Below are 17,824 nucleotides of genomic sequence, written 5' to 3'. Positions count from 1 at the left end.
AGCAGATTAAGCCCTCCCCATTTCTCTTAAGAAACGCACATGGGCCACCACTGCTCTGCGCATAGTTGGGTATTCTATATACTGCAATTGGTATTCCTGACAAACCTTCTTTACAATCTCGCTGATAGCAGGATAGTGCACATGAGATATTTTAGGGAATAAATGGTGTTCAATCTGGAAGTTCAGTCCTCCTACCAACCAGCTAATTAACTTATTATTAGTTGCGAAATTAGCAGTAGTCTTAATCTGATGTGCAGCAAACTCATCGGGCAATCTGTGTGATTCAATATCAGCAACTGGAAATTCAGTATGCTCTACCGTATGAGCCAATTGAAAGACAATACTCAATACAAAACCTGCAAATAAGCTCATGGTGAAAAATCCAATGACCCAATTCACCCATCCTACAACCGCAACGGGAATCACGATGAAAACAGCAGCATGATATACTTTAACTGCCCAGAATTCAATATGGTCAGAAACACTCATTTTCTTTAAAGGGACGTTTCCGATTTTTTGTGTGAAATATTTTTTATAGTCTGTAAAGAAAATCCAAAATACATATAACAGCATATATAGTACCCAGAAATACAAATGCTGGAAACGATGCGCCTTCATTCTTTTTTGAGTTGGGGCCATACGCATTAGGATTCCGATTTCAATATCATCGTCAACCCCATCTACATTGGTGAAGCTGTGGTGAATCATATTATGTTTCATATTCCACATAAAATGATTTGCCCCTAATAAACTAATTGAAGATGCGGCAATTTTATTTACCCATCTGTTGGTACTAAAACTACCATGGCTACCATCGTGCATTACATTAAAGCCGATTCCAGCAACTAAACCGCCGAGCAAAATACATTCTGTAATGGCAAAATACCATGCAGGGGTAAAAAACACTAAGTGTGTGTAAACAATTACGAAAGCAATTACCATAATAATTGCTTTGGTAAATAACTTGGGGGTCCCTGTGGCGTCTATGCCACGTTCATCAAAATAAGCCTGTACTCTTTTTTTTAACTCTAAATGAAGGGATTGCTTTACAGCAGGAAATTTGGGGATAGAAAATGTACTCATTCAAAAAAATTGATAATCTCAAAGGTAGAATTTAACTGTCAGATACCCTTGTTAATATTACTAATTTAGGCAGAAAATGACAATACAACGACAGAGTGTTTAAATTATTATGCCACAAATTCAACATATATCCACAAGGTTTGAATAACTTATCCTTGCCCTTTTCATAAAAATGAATTTAGTTTGATATTGAATAAAAGAAAATATGCAGGAGACCAAAGAATTAAATGCCCTGTTTACCCTTATCGACGATCCGGATGAACTAGTCTATTCCAGTGTTACAGAAAGACTGGTAGCCTATGGGAAACCTGTAATACCCAACCTGGAACATTTATGGGAAACCACTCCCAATCAGGCTGTACAGGAAAGAATTGAAATGATTATTCATCGCCTGCACTTTACCGATTTACAGCAAGACCTTACAGAATGGAAAAATAGTTCCTGCCCCGATTTACTCTTCGGTGCTTTACTGGTAGCAAAATTTCAATACCCGGAACTACAAACTACCCCGGTAATTCAGGATATCGAAAAAATAAGACGAAATGTCTGGCTCGAATTGAACAGCTTTTTAACTCCCCTGGAACAGGCCAATGTTCTGAGTAGTATTATTTATAACTATTACCATTTAAAAGGTATTGAGTTAAAGTATGATAATCCCGACGAATTCTTTATTCATAAAGTGCTTGAATCAAAAAAGGGTAATGCCATTGCCAATAGTATCATTTATCAGATCCTTTGTGAAAAGCTGGAAATCAATGCCAGGCTGATTCAAATACCCAAACAATCCCTGATAGCCTTCTATCATTCAGATACAGACTTTGTTGATACTACTCAATATTATAGAGATCAGATTCATTTTTTTGTTGATGCTACAAATGGACAAGCATATTCACATAATGATATTGAGACTTACTTAAATCGTCTGGGTAAAACAGCTGAGCCAAATTATTTCACTCCCAGAACCAACAGAGCCATAATCAGTAAGTTGATAAAGGAATTATCACGTTGTTTTAACAATGCGGAAAATCAGTATAAACAAGAAGAATTGATTCAGTTAGCCAATGTATTGGATGAGTAATGATTAGTTGGAAAGACTTTGAAAAAATTGATATTAGAACAGGAACCATCCTATCGGTTAATCTGTTTCCAGAAGCTATTAAACCAGCCTATCAGCTCAGTATCGATTTTGGCGAACTAGGCATAAAAAAATCATCTGCACAAATTACTGCCCATTATCAACCGAAGGACCTTATTGGCAAACAAATCATCGCAGTAGTTAATTTCCCGCCCAAAAAAATTGCCCATTTTTTTAGTGAATGCCTTGTATTAGGCGTATATGATCAACAGAATCAGGTGATTTTACTTGAACCCAATTTACCCGTAGTAAATGGGGCTAAAATTGGGTAATGAATGGGTTTGTTCTGTATATTTAGATAGCTAAAATATGCCAATGGGTGAATTGCATTATACGTATTATGAAAGTCCTGTAGGATTATTACAAATAGGCGGCAATGACCATTATATTGGCGAATTGAGTTTTGTTGACAATAAAGATCAGTTGCAACATGGTATTCCGGGGATCACAGAACTTATGCACCAGTGTACAGAACAGTTAATTGAATATTTTCACGGAAAGAGAAAACAATTTGACTTACCCGTTCATCAGGATGGAACTGATTTTCAAAAAAGAGTCTGGAATAAACTGATGGATATTGAATTTGGGAAAACCATCAGCTATATGGACCTGGCTAAGAAATTGGGTGACCCAAAAGTAATCAGGGCAGCAGCCACAACAAATGGCAAAAATAAAATTGCGATCATCGTTCCTTGTCATAGGGTAATTGGAAGCGACCGGTCTTTAACCGGCTATTCAGGCGGCATGTGGCGAAAAAAATGGTTATTACAGCATGAATTTAAAATTGCACATGGCGTACAAACCCTATTTTAAATTATGCAACAGTTTGCTACTGCCTCTCTGTTTACTTTTTTCTTCCGGTATACAGGCAGAGCCCTCGCCAAACAGAGTAATCGTTATTGGCACTAAACATAATGGCAATAAGATGTTAACCGTTAAAAGCATGTACAATGCCATCAAACGGATAAACCCTGATCTCATTTTAATGGAACTGGACTCTACAGTTATTAGTAATTGCTCCATTAAAACTGTCTGGGGGGCAAAAACTGCCGAATGGCTGGGAATCTGGAACAATCCTATTGAATACAGGGCTGTCAGAAAATATCAGAAGAAAAATAAACAGGTTTGCATTTCTCCCTTTGATGTATTTATCCCTAATAGAAAAACATATATAGCTTACAATAGAGCAATGGAAAAGAGCCATCAGGAAACTTTATCCAATGTGTATCAGCAGGGATTACTAAATAGCCCTGAGTCGGTTGAATATGAAAAATATGCAGAAATCAATAATGCTTTTTTGCAAATACTCGACAGTTCTTTGCTCCAGATGAACAGAGCATCCCTTACAGATACCATTGAGAATATTTTGTATAGGGAGAAACATTTTATCAGAAGACTTACGCTACAATATGCTGCATTGCAGCCTTACGGTAACTGGTATAATGCACAACTTGATTTCTGGGATGAACGAAGTGCGGCCATCAATAAAAAAATACTGGATCAGCTGAATGCAAACAGCAATAAAACAATTGTGATTATAACGGGACTCTTACACAAATCGGACATTGAGAGCTTTTTGCAAAAAAAGGAATTGAACACTTTATGTAAATTAATCACACTTGAATCAGCATTATCTAATCCACCTGTTCCTGATTTCTAACACCTGATCTGAAATAATCCAGTTCAACCTGAAGGCGCAGATAAGGATATTGCTCCATCAGTCTTTGAGTAACCAATTCATATTTATTTAAGAACTGTTGATGCTGTTGCGTTGAAGGATTAAAGGGCTTGTGCTGATATGCCAGTTTTATTTCCCTTATGGTTTTAAACAACTGAGAACTTGATTCATCAATACAGGCATCTACAAATTTTTCCCAAACATATTGAGTAGCCTGATAGTTGGGATGTACCAGATCTTCGGCATAGAAACGATAATCGCGTAAATCATCAATTACCAGCTCATAGGAAGGGAAATAATAAAGGTGTTCATATGCTGCTACCAAATCATGAACAGCTTGAATTAACACTGCTTTACTGCGGTTGTTTTCTATCACCCCTTCACGCAAATGCCTTACAGGACTAATGGTGAAAATAATTTTCAGTATGGGATTGAAATTTCGCAAAGAATCAATCACTGATGCCAGGAGGTTTTGAACCCCCTCAGCAGTTAAAAGCCTGCGATGAAACCAGGAAGCAGGTGCTTTATGGTTATTGGCTACAATGTTACCTGCTGTTCCATAAGCAGCGTCAGTTAATTCATATACCCATGCAGAGCCAAGGGTTACAATCATGTAACTGGCCGTCTTTAAAAATTGATGCGCTTCGTCAATACTATGATTCATTTTAGTAAGCGCCTCTTCCTTTGTAATTCCAGAATACCTGCTATGAAATTTCCAACTATGCCAGGTTTCATTCAGCTGAAATAAATCTTCTTCATTAATGCTGACTTTGTTGATATAAGAATAAATGGCATCAGCAACACTAACTGGATTAAATAATATTCCATTTGGATTTTCGAGTACCTGGAAAGAATGACTCCTTAAATATTGACCAATATTTTCTGTAAAACAAGATCCCATCATCAATATCCGATGATGATGTGCCATGGGAGAATCCATTTTTTTAATTGGAAAATCAAAGTGGAATTTCATGCATCAATTATTGAAAAATATGAACAGCCATCTCGCTGCAATTTTGCAGGGCTTTTGGATCAATTGAAATCGCTATTTTTTTTTCCTCAAAAAAACCAACCATTTTTTCTGTATCCATATTGCCCACTAGTTCATCCTGTGCCATCGGACAACCTCCGATACCTTTTATGGCACTATCAAAACGATGGCAGCCAGCAGCCAAAGCTGCTTCCAGCTTGGGTTTCCAATTCAATGCATCAGCATGTAAATGTACCCCGAATTCCACCTGCGGATAAACAGGAATTAAACTTTGCAGTGCACTGCTGATTTGGGCTGGAGTTGCTACGCCAACCGTATCAGCCAGCGAAATAATTCGTATACCCAGGTCTGTTATCTTACTGGCCCAATACAACAAAATATCTTCACTGTAAGGATCCCCATAAGGATTACCAAAGCCCATACTCAAATAAATAACCAGTTGCTTTCCATTAGCCTCGCACAAAGCTTGAATAGATTTTACCCTTTCAAAACTTTCTTCCAGACTGCTATTGGTATTTCGCATTTGAAAACTGGGTGAAATTGAAAAAGGGAAACCTAGGTAACTGATATCTTCAAATTTCACTGCCTCTTCCGCACCTCGTTCATTGGCAACAATCACCAATAACTTTGTTACAGCATCTTGCAAATCTAAATTAGAAATAACTTCCGCTGTATCTGCCATTTGTGGAATGGCTTTCGCTGATACAAAACTACCGCAGTCCAGTACGTCAAAACCAACCCTGAGCAGAGCATTCAGATACTTGATTTTATCTCCGGTAGAAATAAAATTCTTCCATCCCTGCATGGCATCTCTCGGACATTCAACCAACGTAAATTTATTTTCTTTCATTAGACTGCTACTTTTAAAATCAGCATAACTGTTTTAGTATTCAATTATTCAGGAAGCATGCATCCGCTGTTTCATGCCTTCATATAAAATCATGCCTGTGGCTACCGAAACATTTAGGGAATCAAATTTAGCCGCCATAGGAATTTTAAAAAAAGCATCTGCGGCTTTAGCCAGATAAGGCTGCACGCCTCTTCCCTCATCGCCCATAATTACACAACAAGGAACAGAAAAATCAAGATCATATACGTTTTTATCTGCACGCATTTCACTTGTATAGACTGCAATACCATTCAGATGCAAGTCATCTACTGCCTTCAGTAAACTATTCACCCTGCATATATGAATCTTTTCCAGCGCACCTGCACTACTTTTCATGGCTTCTTCATTTAAAGCACCTACACCTTTATCTGGAATTACAATAGCCTGCGCACCACAACAAACAGCCGTTCTGGCAATAGCGCCAATATTTCTTACATCAGTTACTCCGTCTAACATTAGAAATAATGGAACATCCCCGTTTGAAACTACATGATCAATTACTTGTTGCAAATCCAGATATTGCACCAACGCAACAAAAGCAATTACCCCCTGATGATTTGCTTTGGTAAGCCCGTTTAACTTTTCTACCGGTACCAGTTGAATAGGAATATTATGTTCCCTGGAGAGTGCCCTGATTTGGTGAACCACTTCTCCGTTCGCATTTTTTTGCAATAAAATTTTATCAATTGCTTTTCCTGATTGCAATGCTTCCACCAGTGGCTGACGACCAATGATAATGGATGATTTTTTAATAGCCATCTGCAAATGTATTTAATTCAATTTGCCCTGAAGCAATAAGAGCTGAACTTTATAGACCGCAGCAACCGTCATAGAGTCAGTAATTTGCCCGGTTTCAACCATATCAAGCATTTCAGCAAATGGAATTTTCTTCACCTGCAACTGTTCGGTTTCTTCGGGTTCCGCTTCAAACTGCTGCAGATCTCTTGCCAGATAAATAACCGCCAGTTCATCAGATACAGAGTTGGATAAATGCATCCGGAACAAAAGCGTCCAGTCTTTGGCCACCAGTCCCGTTTCCTCAAGAAGCTCACGCTTGGCGCTTTCCAGCGTATCTGATCCCACCGGACATCCTCCTTCGGGCATTTCCCATGAATACATATTTAAAGTAAACCGATATTGGCCAACCAGATAAGTATGCAAATCCTGATCCAATACCATTATACCTACTGCAATGTTTTTAAAATGGACTTTTCCGTAAATGCCCTTACCACCACCTGGGTTAATTACATCGTATTCTGTAAGGGATATCCAGGGATTGTTATAAATCTGTTTTTCAGCATTAATTTTCCAGGGATTGGCTTCCATTATTTGTTTTTATAGAAGAGATAAATGGCAAACTGATAACAATATACAGTATAACCACCAGCAACAATAAAAATTTAGCCCCCGCACACCAATTGGTTAACATGAGAGTAAAATCGGAAAAGCTTCCTGCAAAACTGTCGAGCATGAATTTGTTTTCAATTAAATCGAGTGCACCTGCAACATATACTGCTTTAGAAAGAGATTTACCTGCGTAATGCATTCCAGCATTCTTCCAAGCGCGGGAGCAACCCAATGCAGCTGTAGAAAAAAACAACACGTAGAAAGGTATAAAAACAAAATCAATGTAAATATTGGCTTTGACGTCGGCATTGGGCCAGCCAAAAAGCACAGCATTGAGTTCTTCTGCAGTACTGGCAAATTCAAGGTTGACTATCCCTAATGGTGTAGCTTCTGTTATTAAGTTCGCTCCTTGCACTCTAAGGATAAAAAAGAACAAAGCTGCCAGCGAACCAAAGACGATTAATCTGGTTTTCATCAACCTAATGTAAAAAAATCCCCTGCATTTCTGCAGGGGATGATGATATTTTTATATTTAGACCTATTTCAACCCAAAAGCCTTTTTCACTTTGGTTACATAATCCAGCTTCTCCCAGGTAAACAGTTCCACTTTTACCTTCTTCTCCTTGCCATCCGGTGTTCTGAAAGTCTTGGTAACCACTTCCGGCTTGCGACCCATATGGCCATAAGCGGCTGTTTCACTGTAAATAGGGTTTCTTAGCTTCAGGCGCTGCTCAATAAAGTAAGGACGCATATCGAATAAGCCCTCTACTATCTTCGCAATCTGGCCATCGTTCAGGTTCACTTTGGCTGTACCAAATGTGTTGACGTTGATGGAGGTAGGCTGAGCCACACCAATAGCATAGGAAACCTGAACTAAGATTTCGTCCGCTACGCCGGCAGCTACCAGGTTCTTTGCAATATGACGGGTAGCATAGGCTGCAGAACGGTCTACCTTACTTGGGTCTTTACCACTGAAAGCTCCACCACCATGCGCTCCTTTACCACCGTAAGTGTCTACAATGATCTTACGGCCGGTTAAACCCGTGTCTCCGTGAGGACCACCAATTACAAACTTACCCGTAGGGTTAATATGGTATTTAATGTCTTTGTTAAATAGTTTCGCGTATTTCTTGTATTTCGCTTTTACTCTTGGAATCAAAATCTCAATAATGTCCTTCTTAATCTTGGCCAACATTTTCGCTTCCGTATCAAAATCATCGTGTTGGGTAGATACCACAATCGCATCGATTCTTACGGGTTGATTGTTATCGTTGTATTCCAAAGTTACCTGACTCTTGGCATCAGGTCTTAGGTATTTAATGGCTTTGTTCTCTCTTCTCAAAGCAGCCAGCTCAATCAGAATCTTATGCGCTAAATCCAACGCCAATGGCATATAGTCTTCGGTCTCATTGCTCGCATAACCAAACATCATACCCTGGTCGCCTGCTCCCTGCTCTTCTTTCTTCTTCTTATCTACCCCCTGGTTAATATCTGAACTCTGCTCATGGATCGCAGATAAAATACCACAGCTGTTTGCTTCAAACATATACTCGCTCTTGGTATAGCCAATCTTGCGAATAACACCACGCGCAATCTCCTGCACATCCAAATAAGCTTTAGACTTCACTTCACCGGCCAATACTACCTGACCTGTCGTTACCAAAGTCTCACAAGCCACTTTACTCTGCGGATCAAACGCTAAAAAGTTATCAATCAACGCATCTGATATCTGGTCCGCAACCTTGTCCGGATGTCCTTCAGATACACTCTCAGAGGTAAATAAATAAGGCATATTATAGTTTTTAAATGTTGTAAAATTAAATCCTTGAATAAACAATTCTCAGTCGCATTCTGAATCGGCTATGCGATCCTCCACCTAAGCGAACCCTGCCATTGGCCAGTTCATTTCCTTGTGCAGGACTTAAATAATACATCTGAGAAACAAAATTATTCGGGAATGGGGGGAAATAATTCAATGAATCGTTAGACGGTGCTGATAAACGCAATGTAAACGAAGAGTCTTTGCGTGTAACAATACCTTGAACATATCGGCTTATAACAAAATTGTAGGCAGCAACCCTATCGTAGCCATTGATTGTTTTGAAAGTTCTGAACCCGCCAAAATCTACCGTATTAGGTCCGGATGAACCCACAATATAGTCGTTGGGGATGCTTCTTTTTTGATTCTTAGCTGAATCAAAGGCGCTAAGTAATAGCAGTCGCGGTGCTTGAAAATACCGATCAAGTGTCATGATATTATTGTCATCAGGCACTTGTTCTGCTATCAACTCTGCACGATGTACAATTCGGTTGCTCAGGTTTTGTAAGCCTGGAACCCTAATGCGCACATAGGTGCCGGGGGCACTCTGCACATAAACCAAGGAATCGGGTCTTGAAGTTGTAGTAATTCGATTGCTAATTTCTGCACCAGTTGTATTTCTGGTAACAAAGTTGGCATATCCCCCAAAGGCAGAATTAAACTTGAAATAGATAACTGAAGTATCTCTTACCGTTGCCCCGGTAGTACTGGTATTATAGTATAAAGCCAGTTTGGTGTTGGTGTCCAGTAAGTTCACATACAAAAGCGCATTGGCAGGATTGGAAGATTGAACTTTAACTGAGAAGCCCTTAAAATAAGACTGGAAAGCACTATCGTTCAGGTAAGCATTTGTAGAATCATAGTCTTTCAAAAATCTTCTTGCAACATCCATTCTTAATGGAATTCTGATTTGATTATTTGCATTTTCAAATCTGTTCTTTACAGAATCTCCCAATGTTCTTATGTCAAGCGAAATTGTATTAGATAAAGTACCAATCGTGCTAACAGGTTTTACAGTTGGAAAATTTACCGGATAATTATAAAAGGGGTCCAACGGAGTAGTAGGGCTAATTTCATGAACAGCAACATTCAGTGGCTGGGTGGAGTCGCCATAATATCCTTTATAACTTAAAATCAGTACAGCTGAGTCAACTACAAGGCTATCTTTCGTCCCGGGAACCTTAAAAGGATAAAATGATGGCTTAAGTTCAAAATTCAATTCAGCCTGCGTGGTACCAAAAATTGGGTCATTGGAAATGGCTCCAATAACCATATTATTAGCATTGTAGATCCGGGTTGTATCAGACTCATTGAATGTGTCTGTCTGCAACTCCATAATGGTATCAAAAGTATTTACCCCGTCTACTACAGGAATTAAACCTGCTCCCAGTTCAGTGGTGGTAATTCGGGTACATGCTGCTGAGAAAATCAAAAAAACAAAGAAGAAAATTCGCGCAAAATGCATTTTAAAATTAGCTAACATGTTCTGGTTTTACTTACCCGCAAGGTCGTTGTACAATTCTAAATACTCTGTTAAATCAGAATCCCATCCTTTGAATGGAATTACCTTTTTGCCTTTCACTTTGGAAAATTCGTCCACCAGTTTTTTATCAATTACATCGGAACCAAATGAAATGGCGTCAGCAAAATGTGCTCCCCCTTTAAAAAGGGCAGTGTTATTGCTATCTTTAAAAACATCCAGGTCTTTATCTTTCACGTTCACATTTATCACTGCACGCTTAAGGAAATCCGGACCCAGGCTATCTTCAAAAGTATTCTGACCAATCGTAAACACCACTTTGCTATTGCCAAAAACAGGTTCCTTTTTATAGGCAGTTTTTAAATAGGCAGGAATCAATCCACTCATCCATCCGCTGCAATGAATAATATCAGGGGGCCATCCAAATTTCTTCACGGTCTCAAGTGCTCCCTTGCAGAAAAAAACGGTTCTTAAATCGTTGTCATCAAACCAGTTTTCCTCATCGTCATGAAAAATTTGTTTACGCTTAAAAAAATCTTCATTTTCCAGAAAATAAACCTGTAACCTGGCATTGGGTAAAGAAGCCACTTTAATTTGCAGCGGGTGATCATCGTTGTCAACTGTAACATTAATTCCAGATAATCTTACCACTTCATGTAAACGGTGTCTTCTTTCATTAATTACTCCAAAACGGGGCATGATACAACGCACTTCCAGACCACTGTCATTGCTTTTGATAGCCAGTTTATTAATGACTTCTGCGAACTCCGTTAATTCCAGATACGGAGACATTTCAGTAGCAATGAATAATATCCTTTTCTTTGTAGACATGAACATTTTTTTTAGAGCCTGACCCTGAATAAGGGTGCAAAGTTAAGAAATATAGCGCGAAATTCAAGGCTAGAGGGGTTTTTGATTGATGACTGGCTGTTAAAATGGGCTTAATAACAAAAAAACTATCTTTGGAACATGCGAAAAAAGGGGATTGCTATTGTTCAATATGCCATATTTCTGGGCATTGGTTTATTCCTGGTCTGGTGGAGTATGCAGCAAATACCCCCTGAAAAATGGGAAGATTTTAAAAAATCCCTGCAAAACGCCAATTATTGGCTATTTATTCCAGTTTTTCTGATATTAACAATCAGTCATTTTATCCGTGCGCTGCGCTGGAAAATCCTGATGAAGCCAATGGGGTATTCTCCACGTCCGGGAAACGTTTTTTTTGCTGTAATGGTAGGATACCTGGCCAACCTGGCTGTACCCAGATTAGGTGAAGTATTAAAATGCACGGTTTTGGCCAAATACGAAAAAGTGCCGGCAGATAAACTGATAGGTACCATACTGGTAGAAAGGGCCTTCGATGTAATAGCCCTGGGACTCGTTTTTGTGATTGCCTTATTTAGTCAGTTTGAAGTCGTTGGGGATTACGCGGCACAATTAATGGCCCCTCTGATGAATAAGTCAGCAGATAACCAAAGCCTTTTTAAGTGGTCCATTGTGTTGGGTATTTTGGGTATCATCATCTGGGGTTCCTGGTTTATTCTGAATAAAATGCCCCACCATCCCATTATACAGGTATTTCAAAAAATATTGTCAGGTGTCTGGGAAGGATTAAGCAGTATCCGTCAATTGGAGAGCAAGGGTTTATTCATTATTTACAGCGCACTAATCTGGTTCTTATATATTGCAGGAACCTGGATAGGGCTTATGGCTACTGAAGGTACCAGTCACCTGAGCTTTGCCGTTGCCATTTCAGCACTGGCTTTTGGAAGTATTGGAATGATTATTACACCCGGAGGTATCGGGGCCTACGCCTACTTTATTGCCAAGGTTCTGGAAAAGAATCAGGTTGGTTTTGAAATTGGCTTTGCCAATGGAACACTGCAATGGTTTGCACAATTTATTATTGTGCTAATAGTGGGATTCATCAGTCTGGGTTTATTGCCCTGGTACAATAAAAAAAATCAAAATCATGAAAGCAACACAGGCAATCCAGCATAAAATTCTTACACTACCCAATCTACTCAAACAAATTGCAGCCTGGAGAGTATCGGGCAGAACCATTGCATTTACCAATGGTTGCTTTGATATACTACACGAAGGGCATATTTATTCATTAAATCAGGCAGCAGCTGAGGCCGACGTTCTCATTATAGGAGTAAACAGTGATGCCAGCGTAAAAAGACTGAAGGGGCCGGAACGTCCGGTAAACAGTGAAATAAGCAGAAGTATTGTATTGAGCAATCTTGCGGTAGTAGATGCAGTAGTCATTTTTGAGGAAGATACCCCATTGCAACTTATACAAGCCATTTTGCCTGATGTAATTGTAAAAGGGGGAGATTATACAGTAGAGCAAATTGTAGGAGCCAAAGAAGTCATTCAAAACGGAGGCAGAGTAGTCATTAATAAACTGGTTGATGGTTTTTCCACTACTGGAATTATAGCTCATATAAAAAAATCTTACTCTTAACTTGTTTTAAAAGCATTGCTATTCAACAAAGACTTAACATTCATTCTTTGTTGTAAAACTTATATTTGAATATGTCTAAGAAACATTTAATTCAGAGAGATATTAGCTGGCTTAGTTTTAATGCAAGAGTATTACAGGAGGCAAATGATCCTACTGTTCCCTTAAAAGAAAGAATAAAATTCCTGGGCATTTTTTCTAATAATACAGATGAATTTTTCAGGGTAAGGGTGGCCACATTAAAACGCATGATTGAGTTTTCTGAGAAAAGAAAAAAACTCAACATGTATATGGAAGAAGATCCTCAAAAAATTCTGGATCAGATTCAGATGACCGTTTTGCAGCAACAAAACGAATTCAACAGAATCTGGAATGGTATTCAGAAAGAATTAAAAAAGAAAAAATTGCCCTGCTTACAGAGAAGGAATTAAATAAAACACAACAAAATTTTGTAAGAAAATTTTTTGATGAACAAGTACGTTCCAATATCATCCCTCTGATGATTGAATCATTGCCACAACTCCCCTACCTGAGAGATAAAAGTATTTTTCTGGGAGTTGTGATGCGCAAAAAAAATTCAGCCTACCAGCAGAAATATGCTTTGATAGAAATTCCAACCAAAGCAGTGGGACGCTTTATTCTGCTGCCTAAAATAAAGGATGAGCAAAATATCATTTTACTGGAAGATGTAATCCGATTCAATTTACCGGTAATCTTTTCCTATTTCGGTTACGACATATTTGAAGCCCATGTTTTCAAAGTTACCAGAGATGCTGAAATTGATCTGGATAACGATATCAGTACCACATTTGCTGAGAAAATAGAAAAAGGAATTAAAAACAGGAGAAAAGGCAAACCAGTTCGATTTGTATATGACAAGGAAATGGATCCGGGATTGCTGGAATTTCTAATCAGAAAACTAAATCTGAACCGAAAGAGCAATATTATCCCTGGTGGTAGAATCCATAATTTCAGGCATTTCATGGATTTCCCGGATATTCTTGCAGATAAAAGTACAAGACGTGCCTCCTTCATTCCTAAATCACTTCAAACCGCTTTAAGGGTTACCGACGTTATACTCAAACAGGATGTTCTGTTGCATTTCCCTTACCACGCATTCGACCCGATTATAGACTTACTCAGAGAAGCTGCAATGGATCCGGATGTAATTTCTATTAAAATAACAGCCTACCGGCTTGCACCCAATTCTAAAATAATCAATGCGCTGATTAATGCAGCCAGAAATGGCAAACAGGTAGTGGTAATGCTGGAATTAAAGGCCAGATTCGATGAAGAGGCGAATTTAGAATGGAAGAATATTTTAGAAGAAGAAGGTGTAAAAGTATTATTAGGCGTACCTAAGACCAAGATTCATGCAAAGCTTTGTGTAATCAGTAAAAGAAGCGGTACCCGTTCCAGACAATATGGTTTTGTAAGTACTGGAAACTTAAATGAAAAAACGGCAACCGTATATGGAGACCACTGTCTGTTAACATCGAACAGAAATGTCATGAACGATATCAATAAAATATTTCGCTATCTGGAAAACTGGAAGGATGGCTCTTCCATACTGAAATCCTGTAATACATTGATGGTATGCCCAACCAATATGCGGAATGAATTGTATAAACTCATTGAAACAGAAATAAAGAATGCGAAAGCCGGAAAACCAGCCGGTATCATTTTAAAAGTGAATTCTCTTAGCGATGCAAGCTTAATAGACAAATTATATGCAGCAGGAGCTGCCGGAGTAAAAATTGAAATGATTGTGAGGGGTATTTTCTGTGCAGAGATTGATAGAAAAAAATTCAAACAACCGGTTAAAGCTATCAGTATTGTGGATGAATACCTTGAACACTCAAGAGTAATGATCTTTCACAACGCAGGCAATGAAAAGGTATACATTTCCAGTGCCGACTGGATGGTAAGAAACCTGAATCATCGTGTAGAAGCTGCAGTTCCTGTAACCAATCATGAACTTAAGCAGGAAATTATTGATATTATCCACATTCAGTTAAAAGACAATGTCAAAGCCCGGATTCTGAACAGTGAATTAGCGAACAACTATGTACCTTTCACGGGTAAAAAGAAAATAAGATCTCAGATTGAGACTTATCATTACCTGTTCAGAAAAAACAATTTAAAGAGTGAGGCTAGCAGCAATTGACATAGGTAGTAACGCAGCAAGACTATTAATTGTAGAAGTAAGCTACGATACCAAAGGGAATCCCATTTTCAACAAACTAAACCTGGTTAGGGTTCCATTAAGACTGGGCTTTGATGTGTTTGAAAACGGCGAGATATCCAAGGCCAAAAGAGGTATGATACTTCAGACCATGAAAGCCTATAGTCACCTGTTGAATGCCTATGAAGTAAAAGACGTTATAGCCTGTGCAACAAGTGCCATGAGGGATGCCGCCAATTCAGCAGATATTATAAGAAAAGTAAAGCTGGAGACGGGTCTAAATATTGAAATTATCAGCGGAGACCTGGAAGCTTCCATTATATACGAGAATCATATTGCCGAAAATATGGATGTTGCCAATAGCTATCTGTATATAGATGTTGGAGGAGGCAGCACAGAACTTACATTTTTTGCCGACGGCAAACTGAGTTTTAAAAAGTCTTTCAACATTGGAACCATTCGTCTATTAAAAGATATGGTTACAACCAATCACTGGGACGAAATGAAAGATTATATAAAATCGGCTACCAAAGGGCAGAAAAAAATGATTGCCATAGGCACAGGAGGTAATATCAATAAAGTATTTTCACTCAGCAAGAAAAAAGACGGAAAGCCATTAAGCCTTGAATTGTTGAAAGATTATTATAAAGAGTTATCCAGTTTTAATCTGGAAGACAGAATGCAGGTCTATAAACTCAGAACCGACCGGGCAGATGTAATTGTTCCTGCACTGCAAATTTATATTAACGTAATGCGCTGGGCCGATGCAGATGAGATCTATGTGCCTAAAATAGGACTTGCCGATGGACTGGTGCAGCATTTATATGCCAAAATTCACCGATGAATCGCCCCTTTTCAGCCCTTTTTTTCCTAAATCAGGTATAGACCACTTAAATTTGAAGTGATACAAGTGTTATTATTCATATGATTACAAATATTTCAGATAAGAACAGAACCGTACAGTTGGTTGCCCACCTGGCTGCCTGGTTGTGTTTTTTCTTTCTCCCCTATCTGGTCTTTTTCCCAAGGCTCAGAGACTTCAGTATGAGCAATCATATGCTCACTGTAATCATACTAAATAATATTATGTTAATGGTATTTTACTATCTGAATACCATGGTATTAATACCCCGTTTATTAATAAAAGAAAAATGGTTTCTATATATACTTAGTCTGGTGGCTTGTCTTTTATTTTTTCTTTATGTACCCAGAACGGTGGCCATGATGATATACCCACCAGAGATTCCTGCTAATATCACGGAAAATACCAGGGGTGTCAGATTAAATAGTAACCGAATAGGAAGAATCAGAAGAAGACCCTATGCTGATTTCTTTAATACCGTTCTATTTTTATTGGTTATAACCTTTGGCGCCTGCATTGAAGTTGTAAGAAGATGGCTGAAGACAGAGCAAAACAGAAAAGAATCCGAGCATGAAAGAATCAATACGGAATTGTCTTTTTTGAAATCACAGGTTAACCCTCATTTCTTTTTTAATACACTGAATAATATTTATTCCCTCGCAATTGTAAAAAGTGAGAAAACGGCCCATGCAGTCCTGAAGCTTTCAGCCATTATGCGTTATATTTTAACGGAAACAGAGAGAAAGCTTGTTCCGCTGGAAAATGAAGTAGCATTCATTCATAATTATATAGAACTGCAGCAGGTAAGACTTACAGACAAAGTGCAGGTGAACTTTGCCATTAAAGGAGATACAGCTCCATTACTGGTTGCTCCCCTCCTTTTTATTCCTTTTGTGGAAAATGCCTTTAAATACGGGGTAAGTACAAAAGAACAAAGCACTATTGACTTTGACCTGACTATTGAAAAAGACCATATTCATTTTTATGCCAAAAATTATATTGTTCACAGCGAAAACAATATGATGGAGAATACAGGTATTGGCATCAATAATGTAAAAAGAAGACTTGAATTGTTATATCCTGAAAAATATACCCTTAGCAACCAGATTGAGAACGGGTATTATATTGTAAAGCTAACCATCAACACCCATTCATGATTAAATGTATTGCTATAGACGATGAGCCATTGGCGCTTCAGGTTGTACAGGAATACTGTAGTAAGATTTCTTTTCTGACACTGGAAAAAACTTTTACGGACACGGATGAGGCAAGAGCCTATTTGCAGGAAAACAAAGTAGATGTATTGTTCTTAGACATTCAGATGCCAGATATCAATGGTTTACAGTTTTATAAAAGTTTAGCAATAAAACCAATTGTCATTTTCACAACTGCCTATAAAGACTTTGCGGTAGATGGATTTTCTGTTGACGCAGTTGACTATCTGCTAAAACCTTTTGAATATGATCGTTTTTTAAAAGCCTGTTACAAGGCAAAAGAATATCTGGAATTTTTAAGTTCACAGGAATTGCAGCTTAATTCCATTTTTGTGAAAGTGAACTATGAAATCATGAAAATCAATTTAAAGGATATTGAATTAATTGAAGCGCTGGATGATTATATTAAAATTTACATAAAGCCCTCTCCTGTGTTAACCCTGATGACATTAAAAAGCATCAGCGATAAATTGCCCGCCAGAGATTTTTTGCGGGTTCATAGGTCATTTATTGTACCCACTCACAGAATTGAAAAATTCAGTAAATCAAAAATCTGGGTATCAGGAAAAGAAGTACCCATTGGCAGCAGTTATAATCAGGTATATGATCAGTTACTGACTATTTCGAAGCTGACCTAAGCCCCGGTATTCCATTTTTTGGATGTACCTTTGCAA

The 17,824-nt window shown here is 38.3% G+C and carries 20 protein-coding genes; 11 read left to right on the top strand and 9 right to left on the bottom strand.

Annotated elements, in window-relative coordinates:
* Positions 1–6: 6 nt before the first annotated feature.
* Positions 7–1,083 carry a fatty acid desaturase family protein gene (locus F777_RS0107430; RefSeq protein ID WP_037369201.1) on the bottom strand — a complete coding sequence of 359 codons (1,077 nt, stop codon included), beginning with the start codon at positions 1,081–1,083 and terminating at the stop codon, positions 7–9.
* A 205-nt stretch (positions 1,084–1,288) separates the two neighbouring features.
* Between F777_RS0107430 and F777_RS0107425 the strand changes: the two genes are divergently transcribed.
* The 4 genes from F777_RS0107425 to F777_RS0107410 all read left to right on the top strand — a co-directional run bounded on the left by F777_RS0107425 (position 1,289) and on the right by F777_RS0107410 (position 3,878).
* Complete coding sequence (locus tag F777_RS0107425) at positions 1,289–2,161, top strand: transglutaminase family protein (protein ID WP_026751489.1); 873 nt, start codon at positions 1,289–1,291, stop codon at positions 2,159–2,161.
* The gene (locus F777_RS0107420; protein ID WP_026751488.1) at positions 2,161–2,490 is read left to right on the top strand and encodes a tRNA-binding protein; all 330 of its coding nucleotides are present in this window, start codon (positions 2,161–2,163) and stop codon (positions 2,488–2,490) included. Before F777_RS0107425 ends, F777_RS0107420 begins: the two co-directional genes overlap by 1 nt.
* Before the next feature lie 43 nt (positions 2,491–2,533).
* A complete protein-coding gene (locus F777_RS0107415) occupies positions 2,534–3,031 on the top strand; it encodes a methylated-DNA--[protein]-cysteine S-methyltransferase (protein WP_026751487.1) in 498 nt (165 codons plus the stop codon).
* Positions 3,032–3,143: 112 nt separating this feature from the next.
* Entirely contained in the window at positions 3,144–3,878 is a 735-nt protein-coding gene (locus tag F777_RS0107410) for a hypothetical protein (protein ID WP_152530886.1), read from the top strand.
* Here the strand turns inward: F777_RS0107410 and F777_RS0107405 are convergent.
* The 8 genes from F777_RS0107405 to F777_RS0107370 form a co-directional block, all read right to left on the bottom strand.
* Positions 3,853–4,869, bottom strand: coding sequence for a GSCFA domain-containing protein (locus tag F777_RS0107405; protein WP_026751485.1), 1,017 nt, complete (start codon positions 4,867–4,869; stop codon positions 3,853–3,855). The genes F777_RS0107410 and F777_RS0107405 overlap by 26 nt on opposite strands.
* A 7-nt stretch (positions 4,870–4,876) precedes the next feature.
* Positions 4,877–5,737 (bottom strand): hydroxymethylglutaryl-CoA lyase, encoded by an 861-nt coding sequence (locus F777_RS0107400; RefSeq protein ID WP_026751484.1) that lies wholly within the window; start codon positions 5,735–5,737, stop codon positions 4,877–4,879.
* Positions 5,738–5,785: 48 nt separating this feature from the next.
* Positions 5,786–6,535 (bottom strand): 23S rRNA (guanosine(2251)-2'-O)-methyltransferase RlmB, encoded by a 750-nt coding sequence (gene rlmB / locus F777_RS0107395; protein ID WP_026751483.1) that lies wholly within the window; start codon positions 6,533–6,535, stop codon positions 5,786–5,788.
* A 12-nt stretch (positions 6,536–6,547) separates the two neighbouring features.
* Positions 6,548–7,102: an NUDIX domain-containing protein gene (locus F777_RS0107390; protein WP_037369198.1), complete on the bottom strand. Its 555-nt coding sequence runs from the start codon at positions 7,100–7,102 to the stop codon at positions 6,548–6,550.
* Positions 7,077–7,598 (bottom strand): hypothetical protein, encoded by a 522-nt coding sequence (locus F777_RS0107385; RefSeq protein ID WP_026751481.1) that lies wholly within the window; start codon positions 7,596–7,598, stop codon positions 7,077–7,079. Before F777_RS0107385 ends, F777_RS0107390 begins: the two co-directional genes overlap by 26 nt.
* A gap of 63 nt (positions 7,599–7,661) precedes the next feature.
* Entirely contained in the window at positions 7,662–8,915 is a 1,254-nt protein-coding gene (metK, locus tag F777_RS0107380; RefSeq protein ID WP_026751480.1) for a methionine adenosyltransferase, read from the bottom strand.
* A gap of 25 nt (positions 8,916–8,940) precedes the next feature.
* Positions 8,941–10,425, bottom strand: a complete 1,485-nt coding sequence (locus F777_RS0107375; RefSeq protein ID WP_026751479.1) for a DUF4270 family protein — start codon at positions 10,423–10,425, stop codon at positions 8,941–8,943.
* A 9-nt stretch (positions 10,426–10,434) separates the two neighbouring features.
* Positions 10,435–11,253, bottom strand: a complete 819-nt coding sequence (locus F777_RS0107370) for a glycogen/starch synthase (RefSeq protein WP_026751478.1) — start codon at positions 11,251–11,253, stop codon at positions 10,435–10,437.
* 138 nt (positions 11,254–11,391) lie between these two features.
* Between F777_RS0107370 and F777_RS0107365 the strand changes: the two genes are divergently transcribed.
* The 7 genes from F777_RS0107365 to F777_RS0107340 all read left to right on the top strand — a co-directional run bounded on the left by F777_RS0107365 (position 11,392) and on the right by F777_RS0107340 (position 17,788).
* Positions 11,392–12,423: a lysylphosphatidylglycerol synthase transmembrane domain-containing protein gene (locus F777_RS0107365; protein ID WP_026751477.1), complete on the top strand. Its 1,032-nt coding sequence runs from the start codon at positions 11,392–11,394 to the stop codon at positions 12,421–12,423.
* Positions 12,395–12,892 (top strand): D-glycero-beta-D-manno-heptose 1-phosphate adenylyltransferase, encoded by a 498-nt coding sequence (gene rfaE2 / locus F777_RS0107360; protein ID WP_037351668.1) that lies wholly within the window; start codon positions 12,395–12,397, stop codon positions 12,890–12,892. The genes F777_RS0107365 and rfaE2 overlap by 29 nt, the downstream gene beginning before the upstream one ends.
* Before the next feature lie 71 nt (positions 12,893–12,963).
* On the top strand, positions 12,964–13,320 hold the full coding sequence (locus F777_RS18345; protein WP_235785903.1) for a hypothetical protein: 357 nt from the start codon (positions 12,964–12,966) through the stop codon (positions 13,318–13,320).
* On the top strand, positions 13,245–15,056 hold the full coding sequence (ppk1, locus tag F777_RS16065) for a polyphosphate kinase 1 (protein WP_369791998.1): 1,812 nt from the start codon (positions 13,245–13,247) through the stop codon (positions 15,054–15,056). Before F777_RS18345 ends, ppk1 begins: the two co-directional genes overlap by 76 nt.
* Positions 15,037–15,918 carry a Ppx/GppA phosphatase family protein gene (locus tag F777_RS0107350; protein ID WP_026751475.1) on the top strand — a complete coding sequence of 294 codons (882 nt, stop codon included), beginning with the start codon at positions 15,037–15,039 and terminating at the stop codon, positions 15,916–15,918. Before ppk1 ends, F777_RS0107350 begins: the two co-directional genes overlap by 20 nt.
* 80 nt (positions 15,919–15,998) lie before the next feature.
* A complete protein-coding gene (locus F777_RS17240) occupies positions 15,999–17,093 on the top strand; it encodes a sensor histidine kinase (RefSeq protein ID WP_051408495.1) in 1,095 nt (364 codons plus the stop codon).
* Positions 17,090–17,788: a LytR/AlgR family response regulator transcription factor gene (locus F777_RS0107340; RefSeq protein ID WP_026763869.1), complete on the top strand. Its 699-nt coding sequence runs from the start codon at positions 17,090–17,092 to the stop codon at positions 17,786–17,788. The genes F777_RS17240 and F777_RS0107340 overlap by 4 nt, the downstream gene beginning before the upstream one ends.
* The last annotated feature ends 36 nt before the right edge of the window (positions 17,789–17,824 follow it).

This window comes from Sediminibacterium sp. C3 (assembly GCF_000508085.1).
Taxonomy (GTDB): Bacteria; Bacteroidota; Bacteroidia; order Chitinophagales; family Chitinophagaceae; genus Sediminibacterium.
Note: the sequence above shows the minus strand (reverse complement) of the source record. Positions and strands in the feature narration are given on the sequence as shown.